Genomic DNA, 13,901 nt, shown 5'->3' on the forward strand with positions numbered 1-13,901 from the left:
CTCATTAACTTTACTTAAAATGTAGTTTATTTCTTGTTTAGTCTGCTTGTTTTTATAATGAAATACGTATTGTTGGAATAAATCCGGATTATAAACTTCGATCTCTGTACGAACATCATTAACTTCAAATGGGAATCTATAAGGCTCAGTGAAATCATAAAGTATTGGTTTACTTTCGATATGAGTGCCACCACTACATCCACTTATTAGAAAACACAGGATTAGAAAAACAAAAGAAAAACTCCTCATAACTTCACCCCTTCTAATAACACTAACGCAGGAGGTTGCAATATGTTACGTTATCCTGCCCGTTACTTCAACGAGAAAGAGAGCAGCTGCGCTTAGCGATCTGCTCCCTTGTTGTTTGAACTATCGTGTACCGTTAGCTTAAGAAACGAACTTAAAATACTGGGGACTGCTTACCATCAACATCAGGAGCCAAAGCAGGAAATATCATTCCGAGTATGCACACACCCACGTAGGTGGTGTATTCGGTCATAAATTCAGTCTGTTGCCTTACAACCGAAAGTTCATGTATTGATAAAAATAGGTAATTTTCACTTCGAAAATTAACAGGCTGTAAAGGAGTGCTTCTTTGATAAATGGTGACTTCCTTCTTAAGCACCCACTTTTCGAAATCGGACCTATCAGGATTTGTCCACAGCAGAGTAAGTAATATCACACCTACCAAAAGAATCAGCAGTCTCACGCCGAGCCCCCCTACACAGCAAGTACATTTTAGCCTATGATGTGTCCAAAAAAAAAGATGACTTGTTTTGTCTTACCTTTAAGGGGGACTCGGCTCAACTAATCTGCCCATTAGTTGAAAAAAGGCAGCCGATCAAGAAGTCGGCTGCCTTCTTCTCATTTAACTGGCAGTGGAGCAAGAATAATGTTGACTATTTGCACATTAGTGGTACTATATTCCAGCTAGCGTCTACATATGAATCTGGGAGGCATAAATAAATCCGTGGAAAATAAAATTATGGCTGCTGCGGTTGCAATTATTCCACCGCCAACTATGGTAGGAGCTAGGATTACGACTGTGATTGGATCGTAACATTTTTCTTGAATTTGACGTTATAATTAATATACAAATAATTGGAAGGGGCTTTGTTATTTTATGTCTGTGTTTAAGAAGTTGTTTCCCATCTGTTTAACAATCTTATTAATGCTTCCGAGTGTTAGTTCAGCTGCTTCTACTGCTACATCTACCAATTCAACAACAAGAGCTATAAACGTTAACATCAACGGATCTTTTATCTCTACCGATACTAATCCTTTTATACAGGCTGGTAGAGTTATGGTTCCAGTTAGAACACTTGCTTCCCTTGGACTCAATTATTCGTGGGACGCTAAAAATCACACTGCAACAATTACTAATTCTTCTAATGAAATATTTCAAATGATTCAGGGTGAGCGTACTGCCTATAAAAATGGGAATCCAGTACAAATGGATAGTGAAGCAAATAATTATAACGGCCGCATGATGATTCCCGCAAAATTTGTTAGTGAGGCTTTTGGATATAACGTGTACTATGAAAAAACACGAGGGATTTTATTCATTCAATCCAAAAATTTCGCTCCTGATCTCAATGCATTAAATTCATCGGATTTAAAGCAGGCGCGCCTGGCAGCCATTTCGTTACCGATTACTTACTCGTTTAAGCCTGATGTAGGAGCAGATAGCGATAAATCTCAATACTACACGTATACCTTTGCTGCAAGTGACGCTACTCGCTATACCTATAGTAACGGAACAGTAACAACAGTGGTTGAGATTAAGGATGGAATAGCAAAAGCAGTCTGGCAATTTTTCGAAGTAAATATACCTGGATATGATACCACTACATTAGGCGGCAATAGACCAGAGTATATTTCCGATATGTACAATGATTCTTTTAATTATAATAATGGTACCTATATGGGGAATTACAAACTTAGTGATGGGACTGTAAAAACATTTAAATACAAAGGCCTTAATTACGGTGATATTATTCAAAGCATTCCACAGTAAATAAGAAAGAGTTAATAGAGAAGTAAGGCACTAGCCCCTTATCACAATGTCTAGTACTGGTTTATACGGTCGATTTTTAAAAATGAAAGATCAGAAAACGAGAAAGCTATATTTTTTAGCCCTTTAGCTTCCCAATAGGAAGTTAAAGGGCTTTATTCATGTTGAAATGCCTCCTGTGGTGGCTTTTTTTGCCGCCTTAGAGCCGGTAGCAGGAGCCCACACTTATAAAATCCTTGCAAAAATTAAGTTTAATAATCTGTAGACTGTTCCAAAATAACGCTTCCATTTTGAATTATTTCAATTTAAATTTACGCTGACCTTCGAGAGTATCAAAAATAACTGTCTTTTCGTTTATCCATGTGGGAGTTTCAAAATCGAATAAATCTTTTTTAGGTAGATCTTCAAAATATGGTTCGGTTATAATGATTTCTTTTTTTGTGAGTTCTCTTATTAAAAAAGCATATTCCTTTTGATAAACTCTATAATGACTTATGCCCTGATTAAAAAGATCAGATCGATATTCGATGATAACTGACTTACTCTTTTGAGGTGAAGTAATTTCTTTGTAATTAAAGGGATAATAACACTGAATAAACAAACTTTTAATTAGATAATAAATAAATAAGAGCATAATCAAAATTATAAGAACTATGTAAAATCCATTCTTAGTATTCTTTATGAAAAAAATAGCCAAAATAATATTTAGACAAATAAGAGGTAAATAATTTGTTTCTTTTAAGAACAGAACCTGGTAAGTAGGTAGTAAAAATAGAACGATGAAATCTAACGCTAAGATTAGAAATGTTGAGTAGAAAAAAACTTTTTTATTCGTCATGAAATTTCCCATCAATAAACCTCCAACATTTGCTTAAATGTTCTGAACAACTATCAGGGTAAGTTTGAAACCGTTGATTCAGCACATTCGCGGCTACCGGCGGTTCTCTCGGATACTTGTTTCTTCAGGGATTCCCTGACATCCTTGCTACCATAAAGACACCTGTTGTCAAAAAGACGCGACGAATCTGTTTTTTTAGCCGCTCATGGCGTTGCTTCGTCGGCTTTCTTTCCGCCTTGTCCAGTCATAGTAACCGCAAAAACGAGTACATCTTCACGACACGGAGCTTGAAGCGATGACCATAGTTAAGACCTCGTTGTAAGCTGTTCCTACCGGCTGAGGATATACATGTTCTTCTTTAACCCGAACGTAATTGATAGATCAGCCGGTCTTTTGCGTCACGGATCCGCTTCTGAAGATCACGCATGGCCTTGCCTTCCGATTTCAGCTGCCCACTACCGGGAGATTATAAATGCTTTTATTTTCGCACTCTTTAAGGTTTTGATTCGCCAAGTATATGATCGGTGATCTTTCTACCATCTGGTGTATATACATCCGTACGCATTTTTAATGAGGATAACTGCCATAGCGACCGGCGCACCAAATCACGCTGAATTTGTGATTGTGAATTTCCAGGTGTTATTCCTTCTTCTAGTAGAATATTTGAATCTACCGTTCTCCCGTCAGGGGTATATATACCTCCTCGATAATTTTGAAAAATGGTTTGTTCTATTGGGTCATAATGGTTTGTCTCCACCGCCACTGAAGAACTAGTTCCCCCACCCAAAAGCATTAGTAACAAAACCGAAACAGGTGTAAATAACCACAATTTCATAAAAAATCACCCTCATTTTCTATTGGATTCGCCAAATATTTTACCATATAATTCCGAATTTCACTAAGTTGCAGGGCAGATGCTCTTTCATTTCCGGATCAACCAGGAATTCCGTGACTACGCCGAGGAAGGCTCCTAAAAAGGTGAAGAATTTGGTACTATTGTTTCTTTCCTTCTTCGTATTCTTTCACACGCCGATAAAAAGTTGGCTTCGTATAACCATCTTTATTTCCGTTAATCCATAACTCAGAATGGGACTATTCTTTAGATATCGTTCCAACAACCTTTTTTGTGTTGCCATCTACAAATATCACATGATTTTTATCAAACGTGACTTTATACAAATTTTCTATTTTTTTCGGCTCAGCACCTTTAGGAATGGAATATTCATTAATCATTTCATCGAATTTAATTTTTGTTACTTCTTCATTTTTCCATACCAGATTTACTATCTTGATTGGAAATACTGTTCCATGCTACTTCACGAATAGCATTCAAATCATCCGATTTTGAATTGACGTTAGAACAGCCAATTGTGAGGGTCATCGACAACACTAAAAGAACTAAATTACAAATTACTTTCACGCTCTTAATACCTCCAATCCCCAATGCCTGCATTTGATATTATAAACGTTGGGTTAAGTAGCAATGTTGCGTTATTCTGCCCGTTAGCTGAACAGGCTGCCGATTGTGCCGGCAGCCTGTTGTTATACTATCGTTCCCCGTTAGCCATACATTTCCCGATGCTTCTATAATCGGTATAATGAGATTTCGTCTCCGATAGAATTGATCATCGATTAATTCTATTGCTTTGTTGTTTTGGTATATTTTTCATATTACAGGTTTTACTCATCGTAATAATCTCGAAAGTCTCCATAATTTTTTTCATCTTTTACACGATTCCACTTCTTTACGTTATGGTGCTAATCCTTTGCGTTCAGGAAGAGGAGCCGAGCTTTTGATCTGTAAGATGTACATCATTTCACTATTCTGCTGTGTATCAGTCAGCAAATTCACCTTTAAAATACTACGATCTTTACCTTCCCACGCGACACTTTTTCCATGTGCATTAATATCGCCTGCCTGTTCCAAAACGCTTAGATCATTCGCATATGGTTCTGCAAGTGATTCTGACAAATGACTTTTTAGCTTATTGCAAAATTCAATAAAACGATTTTTGTCATGCGTAGAGAACAGATATTCACCAGATACAAATTGGTCATCGGAGAATCGATATACCACCGTTTTTTTCAGTGAAGACGAGGTCAAAGGAAAAGATCCTTCTATTTTCAAAAAATCAGTATTTTCCACACTACTGTCATTCTGTTGCTTCCGCTTTAATACTTCCTGCCTGGAGATCAGCCAGGGTAAATTTTCAAAAACATACTCACCGTTCTGATGGAAGCTTGTTAAGAGCTGGTTATAGTTTTCCTCCGATGATGGTTTCTTGCCTTCGAAAGAGCATCCAATACATATAAGTCCTATACTTGCGAGGAAGATGAGCAAAAAGAACCAAGACTTGATTTTGTGCACGTAATGATCACCCCTTTTACATTTTATCCCTGAGACTTATACTTACGATGAGGACAAGTAAAATGTTTCTTAATTGTGCTAATTTACTCCTTATCTTAACAATTATAGGCAGAGCGCCGAAGATTAGTGTTCGTGTCAGTCACAGTAATCAAGCACGATTTGACCAACATATTTTTCTTATTCGATGAGGTATTCCATTTTCTCAAAGAATAACCTTCAATCATACATTCAATAAAACAAACCCACATATGAGGTCTTCTTGTTCGTTGTAGAGGAGTGTTTGTGAGGTCATTGAATGTCTGAAGGCAGGATTTACAGCGGTAACGTTGCCGCTTGACCACGCCAGCACGTGTTTTAACAGCGTACTTCCCAAATCGCACGGCTGATCGGGTTTTTCAATGAGGACAAACAAGCCCATCTTTGTGCTTCTGCTCTTGGATTTCATCAATTGCTCGAACGGGAGCCGACACACCCTTGGTTCGGGACTGCAAGAAGTAGATAAGCTCCCGCTTACCGCTATCGTCTAACGTATCAGCAAGCCTTTTCAGTTCCTTTAAATCCATTGGTAAATCATCTCCAAACAGTAATATTACCCCTATTAAAGAACATTCGTTCGTGATTATCAAATATCAACATTAAAATTTAACAAAGCCTTAATTTTACAAGAGAAGACATTAATGTTTTCTCTTATAATGTTTTAACGTCTTATAACTAGATTTAGTTATGCCTTTACCTAAATTTTCTTGAAATCAGTTTTCACAAAATCCAGGCTTTGGTGAACATGTCTGGCGGACCCGGAACACAGATTGGGGAAGAAATCTCGAGCAAATCGAAGAAAAACGAAAATTGGCCTCTTCGCAAACCAATGCGAACAGAGGCCGATTTTGGGTTGGGATCCGAAAGGGAAAATTGACGTTCACGGCAGAATTTCGCCAAAAATGAGAGTTGAGAATTCTAACTGGACCTTGCAGCAAAATCTGAGTCGAAAGTTTTCTGTTCCAGATCGTTACAAAAATAGGGGTCAAAACGTTATATATATAAACAGCACGATCTTAACCGAAAATGATGTTCTGAAGTCGGGGAGGATGATGCGATTGGGCAAGTTCATGTAAGGACCTTATATTCTAATCCAGGCTTCGTTTACCAGAATAGAAGCGCATCACACTCGGTCAGTGTAAGTCAGTCCAACCCTAACCCGAGCACAATGAAATCCAACACTAAGTATTTTGAATCAGGTAAGGTAATCCTTCTTTCAGGTTCTCCTTTTGCAGGAAATTCCATAACATTTAATTTTACTGCTGATGGTAATTCTGATGGATATACCGTTAAGTTCTAGTTTGTAATTTTCGTAATCAGCCTCGAGTGAACCTCTAACTTGAGGCTGGTTACCTTGACGGCCCTGACTTTTCTTATAAATTACACTCAAGTTTGACGAGAGGAAGTGCGTTGCTATAATAAGAAAATTCGGATTTCTGTTACTTGTTGTGGTTATCGCCTTTAGTTCTGTAGCGTGCAACTCACAAAATAAAGCAAACACTAAGGAAATAAACGAAATCAAGGTTAATATTGGTAAATCAAAGGACGTCGTATTTAAGAATTTAGGGCTTGAAGAAGGGAAGGAAATTGAACAGTTCAATGGAAAAGCTGGGATATATGCTTTCAAAAAGCAGCATAATCTATACGGGGAACCGCTTACCCTCGCGCTTACGTTTGATTTAAATAATGATAAAATGTATGGTTTTATGTATGTAAAAGGGTTTACTGATCATCATAATAAAGACGCATATGATCTTTCTAAAAAATTGTATACTAATTTGAATAAGGCTTTTGGTGAATCGACGACTAATCCCGGAATATCGAACAGAATTTCAAAGATTCCTAGTTATGAGGATTTACCGAAGTCTGCTGAGTATTTTGACTCTTGGAAAGTCGATGATGGATTAGATGTTGAATTACGTTTGAATATAGTAGGAGATCAGAATAGCAATATCTCCGTCACATACAAAGTAAATACCTCTCCTGAAGATTGGAATAAATAAACTTGATGGAAGCCCAATCTGACTTAGCCTGATTATATCAGAAGATACGGTGTATCAATAATTCTGTAAAACCCTTGGCTCATTACTCCCCCCTTCTAATAACACTAACGCAGGAAGTTGCAATAAGTTACAATATGTTGCGTTAAACTGCCCGTTAGCTGAACAGGCTGCCGATTGAGCCGGCAGCCTGATGTTATACTATCGTGTTCCGTTAGTTCAATTATTTATCCTTGAATTTCAAGTCAGAAAAACGGATAAAAATTCATTGTCTCCCCATACATCAGCAAACTCTTCTTGCCTTATAAACATTTGTTTATATCTTGAACGTAAGCCACCATTTCCCTTAACTTTCATTTCAGCCAACTTAAGATGTTCTAATGTTGTGCTTCTGTTCCTTTGTGCTGCCCAGACACATATTGCATAAAAATAATGAGTTATCCCTGTTCCTTGGTTTTGAATGGCATATTCAAATAAAGTCATTGCCTGCTTATATCGCTTCTCCCACATTAAACAGGTTCCGATGTCATGAGCCATATCACATATATCATCAATAGCAACTAATTCATTGTTGTTATGTTTATTTATATTATTAATTATTTCTAAAATAGCTTCGTTAACCGTCTTCTCATAATTCAACCAGTCACCTTGTGCGCTATATAATTCTAATTGATATGACTTTAAGCGAATAAAAAATTTTTTATATTCCGCCCATGAAACGTCTTCGTTAATAAATATATTGTATCGTTTTATTTCATCCAATGCTTCTGTGTATTTATATAAATGGTATAACAGAAGACCAGCCGCAGTTTCAACATATAAAACACGTTCATGTCGATTTGATTCTGTTGGCTCCGTACGCTTAATTAAATCGTAATAAACTTTAAACCACTCGTCGGATTGGTCTTCATGAATCCAACCATTTGCTTGTGTACTATCAGACATAACCTCTAACAAATGATCTGAGGACATATTTTTCTTTGTCCAAGCTAAAAATAGCTTTTGCTCTTCGATCATCTGTTTGTATTTTTTTAATAGTGCAAGGTTATCTACGAGCTCCCAGTTTGCCCAAAATTGATCCTCAAGGGATTTTTGATTGTCAGTATTCAAATATTTTTTCATCAGCTCTACTCTCTCATTTAAGCCTTTGTCCCCTAAATAACCAAATATTTTATCAGCTAGTCGAACACTTTCGATTGAGTAGTTTGAATCGATTAATTCTTTCTTTATTAATTCGTAAGCAGTTAGTAATATTTCCTCATTTTCTTCTGTAGGTATAGCCTCATTCAAATCCATGAAATCTTTGAGAATGGAAGCAGCGTTCACATTTATTCTCCCCCTAGTAAGATATTAATAATTTATTTCAATAAAGCTGTTCAATTAACCTGCCCGTTAGCGCAACAGGCCACCGATTAATCGGCAGCCTGTTCTTCTTTGTGTTATCGTTCCCCGTTAGTTCAACGAACGACTTAGTAATAATAAGATTTAATCCAATCGTATTTACGTCCTTTGTCGGCACACCATTTTGCAAATCCATCAATCCCCTGTGATCGGAAATCGATCCAGTCTTCTAAGATAGAAATGTAATAGCTAACGGCATTTTCTATTTCCTCTCTTGCTTCGTTATTTTGAACGTTCAAATTAAGTCTTTCAATATCTGCAATAATTTGACGATCCTCATCGGTTTCACCTAGGTATAAATCTTCTGCAATATGATGAAAGTCGTACCAAAGTGAGTATAATTTTAAATCGATAATTTTGATCAAAGCAAGTTGTTCAGATATCCCCCCAAGTTCGAATGCCTTTTGTAAATACTCTCCTCGTCTTTCGGTATTTACAAATAGTCCATACCAACGATAAGGTCTTGGATCAGTATCCATTTCATTTATCCAATATTGTAAGTAAGGTATAATTAGTTTTTCTTCCAGTTGATGAACAAGCACATGGTTAATGTTTTCTGACTTCTCTACAATTTGAAAAAACCAAATGACAAACGATCTCCTCGACTCATCGTTCCAACTTGTAGTTTCTTCAATAAATGCTTCAAGAGAACGAAAGGAGTCTTTACGTAGCCCCTTATCTTTCTTAAAACAGTAATCCCTAAATTTCGGATATCGGATTATTTGTTCATTCTCAAGTAAATTTCCAAGAACATTATTCATCGTTTATATAACACCTCACAAGTCAACCATTTAATTTCGATTTTAACATAATATTGTGGGTGTTAATGTTAAAGTCTTTCTCAACTAAACTACCCGTTAGCTTAATAAAATGAGCAGACTACGGTAGCCTGCTCAACAATAAGTTTTATTCAACTATCGTGTCCCGTTAGTTCAATTATCTTTTTCTTCTTTAGCCCTTTGGGATTCTCTAAATGAACCGAAAATGCCTGTAATAAGCCCAATTAACCCAAAAGTAAATCCATATCCAGAAGAACCTTCAAAAGCCAACAAAACAATTACTCCGAACAGTATAATAATGACACCTAAAAGTTGGATTTGAAGAGCGCTTGGATTGATAAAGTCCAATAATACATATGTATAAAAGATTGCAACAGCTATTAGAGTTAAAACGATTAAACAAATTAAAGTAAAACTACCCATCTTGACCTCCTCTAGATTCAAACAAATGCTTACAACCATACCATTTCCCTAAGCAATCTTCTTAAGTACATTCACTTAAATTAACTTTTTCCTACATATTGTATTTTTGAATACCCTCAACCTCTACCACGCAAACCTGCCCGTTAGCTTAATAAAATGAGCAGACTGCTGTAGCCTGCTCAACATTAAGTTATATTTATTATTTGAATTAACCTATTTTGTTTTGTTCTTACTCGCTTTATTTATATATTCTTTTATCATAGGATAGATATCCAACTTCCATACTTGATCTTCTTTTTGTAGCCCTAAAGCCATGGAATGAGTCGTTGTTTCTATACTAACCGTAATAAGTACCGTTACCCTATTCTCCTCAGCCGTACTCTCATCCACTTTTATAGAATCAAAATATCTGTAATGTACTGCTGTTTCGGAATCATAATTCATTACATACTCGAAATAATTTTTCCGGAATTTATCTTGTTCAGGAAGTTGCCCCCCATTAAAAGTAATCGCATATATCAAGTCCGGGTCGCCTATTGATAGACAGTAGAGATAAATCAGCACCATGTCCTCAGGTGTAAAATTGTAAAGGTTCTGCAAGTTCCTCTCAACTTTAAATCGAGTAAAACCCTCAACCTGCCAGATTACTCCTGCCCTACTTCCATCTGGCGCTTGAACAAAACCATCTCCTGTCAAGCAACCTATATCATCGTCATAATGAAGATGGTCTGTTATCTCCCCCATAAACATAACCGTCAGTTTCTGTTTCTTGAATCACGCTTCTTCATTAATCCGCCCCCTATATAACAGAAATAGTTAATTTAATTTGAATTTCTCTATGTTTCTAAGGAAAAAATATCCACTTAAAATTAATAGAATTGATCCGATTAATTTATATGAACTAATATAGTATTTCATCATTATTTGATATTCAGAAGTATCCATACTACCTCCCATTTTCATTTGCAAATAATGGTTTACAGATTCCTTACCCCAATCTACAGAATTCAACAAAACAATAAGTCCAATTATTGAAAGTACACCAAATAAAAGAACTTTAATCAATTGTAGTAATGGTTCTTTATTCATTATTGATTCCCCCATGAAAAAAGTTAATAATTAATGATCTATAGATTTTCTTGCACTAGCCCAATTTTATCTACTGTCTTATTCACGATCTCCACAAATAATTCCATATGTAGGGTATTCGCGAAACCTTTCAACTATCCTGCCAGTTAGCGCAACGTGGCTGCCGATCTATGCCGGCAACCACGTTTAGTTAATTTTTAAGCTATAGTGTCCCGTTAGCGTAATGTGATTAACATTCGGACCTACCAAACAAACATTCTAGAATCGAATCTGCACATTCTTCTGAAGAATTTATGTTTGTGTTGACAGTACAGTCGTACTGTATATCTTTTGCCATAATTTTGTTTTGCCAGTCTGATTGATCTTCGGTTCTATCTCCACGTTCAATATTTCTTTGGCGACAAATTTCCAAAGGACAAAACACTTCAACAATATAAAAGGGGTACCCAGCAAATATGTCCTTAACTTTTTCATAATGCGGTTTTAACTCAGGTCTTTCTACCAAAATGCCATCGATAAGAACATTTTTACCATGGTCAGAAAATAGTTTGGCGGTATGATACATCATAATAATTGCATCACTTAAATATTTCCAATAATCTTCTCGAAGATAGTTATCGCCAATTGTATTTTCAAAAAGATCGTTTGCAACAACATAAAAAAACTCATCCGATTTAAACTGAATAGCATCTACTATAGATGTTTTACCTGAACTGGTTACTCCGTTCAAAAATACGATTTTCCCTTTACTCATCCCTTATTCCCCTATTCGCTCAATATAAATACAGTTTAACAGTTTCAACGTATAAACAGGATTGAGAAAACAATTATATTTGAACTTTGCTGCCCGTTAACGTAACGACGACAGCCGAACATTTTCGCCGGCTGTCGTCCTGTCATGATTGAGCTATTGTTCCCCGTTAGCTTAATCACTTCGCTTGTTAGCGCCAAGTCGGATATCTTCAAATGGTATGTACTTGTTTTGTTCAATTTCTTGATATACCCGTACGTAATTGACGTGAAAGGTCGGAAAAGGAGCTAGGGCGTTAATTGCTGATAGCTTCATTTCTTCAATCTCAGTTTCGTTCATACCCCAATAGGTTTGCCCCAAGGTCAAATGAGGATGAAAGCGATCCAATTCAAAGTAACGATCGATCTGCTCTGGTCGCGGAGATACTGTATCAACCAGTCGCTTGTGCAAATAATATACTTCTTTCGATTCAACACCCAGGAATGTTACGGCATTCCCAAACGTTGCTGGCTCTGACATTGATAAGCGAAAGCTTTTGATTGATGAGCATGTTCCCCTAATATTATTCATCCAACCCATATCCTCCGTAAGTCCGCCCTGAGCCTTTACAGTAATGTGGGGCTCCACAACATCTTTTAAACGATTACTAGCCCAGCGATTACGAAATACCGCAATTTGCTCTTTATATTCATCCGGAAGGACAATACCTATGAAATATTGCATATCACACCTCACAATATCTTGAAACGATGTCATTTACCACTTCAACCTCTTAATTCTTCAATGAGACCGCCGATTGTTTCCGCGGCGGTCTCGTGTAGTTTTATTGAACTAACGTTCTCCGTTAGGTTAATGCACTAATGCGATCTTGTTTTCACACTATGCATCATTACCATCTACATTGCTTTTGGCTTTCCCTTTCTGATACATTGCTTTTTTTTCTAACTTTAATGATTTTTATCCCATTCTCGGGTGTATCGATTAATGTGAAAATAATTCTATCATATGAAGGAGCGTGATGCCCTGCATAATTTAATGCACTTGAAATAACTAAATGTCTTCGTGTATCGCCATTAATTCGCTCAATTCTATCTATCCTTGGACACATTATAAAATCTGGAAACTCCTTCTCGATTACAGAAAAGTATCTTGTGTACAATGTTTCCTCCAGAAGTTCTTCTTTAGGTGGTCCAACAGGTTCATACTTCCAGCCTACAATGATCCAATCATAAAGCTCTAGCGAAGTTAATCGGATTTTTTTCTTGTTCTTTGTAAGTACAATTTCACCATCTACGGCAGTGCATGTCTTGATAAGACCACCCTTACAGTTATACGCTGGTTCTAAAGTTATTAGATCACCGTTGATCATGTTTATTTTTAAAAGCAATGGAACTTTACCACCCTCCAACTCGTTTGCCTGTTCGCTAGGACTTGATGTATTAATCCAATTAATAACCCTTCGAATAATCCTTTCGTCATATCCATCTGTCATTCTGAAAATCCTTGAATCATCTGTTCCTTTTAAACGAAATACTTGTATTGATGAAACTTCATTTTCAGTTAGTTTTATTAAATTAGTTTCGTCATTAGCTTCTGCTAATAAATGTGTTGGGGAAATTAATCCAACAAGCAAAAGAAACACAGTTAATTTCATTTTCTTCAATTTTCATCACCTATGGCTACTTTCACCATTTTTTTGAAAAGTATGTACCCATAATTCAATCGTTTCATTGAACTAAACTGCCCGTTACTTCAACAACAGAAGGCAGTCGATCGTCTCGTCGGCTGCCTTCTTGTTTTATTGAACTATCGTGTTCCGTTAGAATTCCTGTAATACGAATAATTTGGAGTTTGAACAAAAACGAGCGCCTCTGTAAGATGGGGTTACGCACGAGGTCAAAAGCCTCAAAAAGCCCATCAGGAGGTCGCTCTACTATGAAGTTTAAAGCACAGGACAAGCAAAATCAACTCATTGAAAACATTACCGTTCATCACCTGGTCGTCGGCGTAGATATCGCCCAGGAAGTCCATGTGGCCCGCGCTGTCAGCTTTCGAGGCATTGCTCTAGGATCTCCGCTCGAATTCGGTAACCATCGTGAAGGATTCAAACTGTACGAACGTTGGATTAAGGATTTGCTCAAAACCTACAAACTGAGCAGCGTCATAGTTGGAATGGAACCCACCGGCCACTACTGGTTCAGT

16 protein-coding genes and 2 pseudogenes are annotated in these 13,901 nt (G+C 36.8%); 3 read left to right on the forward strand and 15 right to left on the reverse strand.

The window, feature by feature from the left end; genetic code table 11:
• On the reverse strand, nucleotides 1-249 hold a 249-nt coding region (locus MUG84_RS26845), incomplete at its 3' end, for a hypothetical protein (protein ID WP_244731237.1).
• A gap of 151 nt (nucleotides 250-400) precedes the next feature.
• Entirely contained in the window at nucleotides 401-709 is a 309-nt protein-coding gene (locus tag MUG84_RS26850; protein ID WP_244731238.1) for a hypothetical protein, read from the reverse strand.
• A gap of 414 nt (nucleotides 710-1,123) precedes the next feature.
• Between MUG84_RS26850 and MUG84_RS26855 the strand changes: the two genes are divergently transcribed.
• Complete coding sequence (locus MUG84_RS26855) at nucleotides 1,124-2,017, forward strand: copper amine oxidase N-terminal domain-containing protein (RefSeq protein ID WP_244731239.1); 894 nt, start codon at nucleotides 1,124-1,126, stop codon at nucleotides 2,015-2,017.
• Between the two features lie 292 nt (nucleotides 2,018-2,309).
• Here MUG84_RS26855 and MUG84_RS26860 read toward each other — a convergent pair whose 3' ends face one another.
• The 5 genes and pseudogenes from MUG84_RS26860 to MUG84_RS26880 all read right to left on the reverse strand — a co-directional run.
• Nucleotides 2,310-2,864, reverse strand: coding sequence for a hypothetical protein (locus MUG84_RS26860; protein WP_244731240.1), 555 nt, complete (start codon nucleotides 2,862-2,864; stop codon nucleotides 2,310-2,312).
• 481 nt (nucleotides 2,865-3,345) lie between these two features.
• Nucleotides 3,346-3,687 carry a hypothetical protein gene (locus tag MUG84_RS26865; protein WP_244731241.1) on the reverse strand — a complete coding sequence of 114 codons (342 nt, stop codon included), beginning with the start codon at nucleotides 3,685-3,687 and terminating at the stop codon, nucleotides 3,346-3,348.
• A gap of 426 nt (nucleotides 3,688-4,113) precedes the next feature.
• Complete coding sequence (locus MUG84_RS26870; RefSeq protein WP_244731242.1) at nucleotides 4,114-4,272, reverse strand: hypothetical protein; 159 nt, start codon at nucleotides 4,270-4,272, stop codon at nucleotides 4,114-4,116.
• Between the two features lie 330 nt (nucleotides 4,273-4,602).
• Nucleotides 4,603-5,220 carry a hypothetical protein gene (locus MUG84_RS26875; RefSeq protein WP_244731243.1) on the reverse strand — a complete coding sequence of 206 codons (618 nt, stop codon included), beginning with the start codon at nucleotides 5,218-5,220 and terminating at the stop codon, nucleotides 4,603-4,605.
• A 197-nt stretch (nucleotides 5,221-5,417) separates the two neighbouring features.
• Nucleotides 5,418-5,783: pseudogene (locus MUG84_RS26880) on the reverse strand (transposase); the annotation flags it as partial.
• A 921-nt stretch (nucleotides 5,784-6,704) separates the two neighbouring features.
• On the opposite strand from MUG84_RS26880, the gene MUG84_RS26885 reads away from it, so the two are divergent.
• Nucleotides 6,705-7,259 (forward strand): hypothetical protein, encoded by a 555-nt coding sequence (locus MUG84_RS26885; protein WP_244731244.1) that lies wholly within the window; start codon nucleotides 6,705-6,707, stop codon nucleotides 7,257-7,259.
• 237 nt (nucleotides 7,260-7,496) lie between these two features.
• On the opposite strand, the gene MUG84_RS26890 is transcribed toward MUG84_RS26885, so the two are convergent.
• The 8 genes from MUG84_RS26890 to MUG84_RS26925 form a co-directional block, all read right to left on the reverse strand.
• The gene (locus MUG84_RS26890; protein WP_244731245.1) at nucleotides 7,497-8,582 is read right to left on the reverse strand and encodes a hypothetical protein; all 1,086 of its coding nucleotides are present in this window, start codon (nucleotides 8,580-8,582) and stop codon (nucleotides 7,497-7,499) included.
• Between the two features lie 143 nt (nucleotides 8,583-8,725).
• Nucleotides 8,726-9,418 carry a hypothetical protein gene (locus MUG84_RS26895; RefSeq protein ID WP_244731246.1) on the reverse strand — a complete coding sequence of 231 codons (693 nt, stop codon included), beginning with the start codon at nucleotides 9,416-9,418 and terminating at the stop codon, nucleotides 8,726-8,728.
• Between the two features lie 171 nt (nucleotides 9,419-9,589).
• Nucleotides 9,590-9,859: a hypothetical protein gene (locus tag MUG84_RS26900; RefSeq protein ID WP_244731247.1), complete on the reverse strand. Its 270-nt coding sequence runs from the start codon at nucleotides 9,857-9,859 to the stop codon at nucleotides 9,590-9,592.
• 213 nt (nucleotides 9,860-10,072) lie between these two features.
• Complete coding sequence (locus tag MUG84_RS26905; protein ID WP_244731248.1) at nucleotides 10,073-10,603, reverse strand: hypothetical protein; 531 nt, start codon at nucleotides 10,601-10,603, stop codon at nucleotides 10,073-10,075.
• A gap of 72 nt (nucleotides 10,604-10,675) precedes the next feature.
• Nucleotides 10,676-10,948, reverse strand: a complete 273-nt coding sequence (locus MUG84_RS26910; RefSeq protein WP_244731249.1) for a hypothetical protein — start codon at nucleotides 10,946-10,948, stop codon at nucleotides 10,676-10,678.
• Nucleotides 10,949-11,177: 229 nt separating this feature from the next.
• Nucleotides 11,178-11,702 carry a phosphotransferase-like protein gene (locus tag MUG84_RS26915; RefSeq protein WP_244731250.1) on the reverse strand — a complete coding sequence of 175 codons (525 nt, stop codon included), beginning with the start codon at nucleotides 11,700-11,702 and terminating at the stop codon, nucleotides 11,178-11,180.
• A gap of 171 nt (nucleotides 11,703-11,873) precedes the next feature.
• A complete protein-coding gene (locus MUG84_RS26920; protein ID WP_244731251.1) occupies nucleotides 11,874-12,455 on the reverse strand; it encodes a 2'-5' RNA ligase family protein in 582 nt (193 codons plus the stop codon).
• Nucleotides 12,456-12,588: 133 nt separating this feature from the next.
• Nucleotides 12,589-13,362, reverse strand: coding sequence for a hypothetical protein (locus MUG84_RS26925; protein ID WP_244731252.1), 774 nt, complete (start codon nucleotides 13,360-13,362; stop codon nucleotides 12,589-12,591).
• 272 nt (nucleotides 13,363-13,634) lie between these two features.
• Here MUG84_RS26925 and MUG84_RS26930 point away from each other — a divergent pair.
• Nucleotides 13,635-13,901, forward strand: a pseudogene (locus MUG84_RS26930) (IS110 family RNA-guided transposase); the annotation flags it as partial.

This window comes from Paenibacillus mangrovi, from assembly GCF_022898935.1.
Lineage (GTDB): Bacteria > Bacillota > Bacilli > Paenibacillales > Paenibacillaceae > Paenibacillus_AQ > Paenibacillus_AQ mangrovi.

What these genes read in the sequence shown, in the direction of transcription:
- MUG84_RS26855 (WP_244731239.1), top strand. Translation starts at nt 1,124, where the DNA reads ATGTCTGTGTTTAAGAAGTTGTTTCCCATCTGTTTAACAATCTTATTA.
- MUG84_RS26860 (WP_244731240.1), bottom strand. Translation starts at nt 2,864, where the DNA reads ATGGGAAATTTCATGACGAATAAAAAAGTTTTTTTCTACTCAACATTT.
- MUG84_RS26865 (WP_244731241.1), bottom strand. Translation starts at nt 3,687, where the DNA reads ATGAAATTGTGGTTATTTACACCTGTTTCGGTTTTGTTACTAATGCTT.
- MUG84_RS26895 (WP_244731246.1), bottom strand. Translation starts at nt 9,418, where the DNA reads ATGAATAATGTTCTTGGAAATTTACTTGAGAATGAACAAATAATCCGA.
- MUG84_RS26900 (WP_244731247.1), bottom strand. Translation starts at nt 9,859, where the DNA reads ATGGGTAGTTTTACTTTAATTTGTTTAATCGTTTTAACTCTAATAGCT.
- MUG84_RS26905 (WP_244731248.1), bottom strand. Translation starts at nt 10,603, where the DNA reads ATGGGGGAGATAACAGACCATCTTCATTATGACGATGATATAGGTTGC.
- MUG84_RS26910 (WP_244731249.1), bottom strand. Translation starts at nt 10,948, where the DNA reads ATGAATAAAGAACCATTACTACAATTGATTAAAGTTCTTTTATTTGGT.
- MUG84_RS26915 (WP_244731250.1), bottom strand. Translation starts at nt 11,702, where the DNA reads ATGAGTAAAGGGAAAATCGTATTTTTGAACGGAGTAACCAGTTCAGGT.
- MUG84_RS26920 (WP_244731251.1), bottom strand. Translation starts at nt 12,455, where the DNA reads ATGACATCGTTTCAAGATATTGTGAGGTGTGATATGCAATATTTCATA.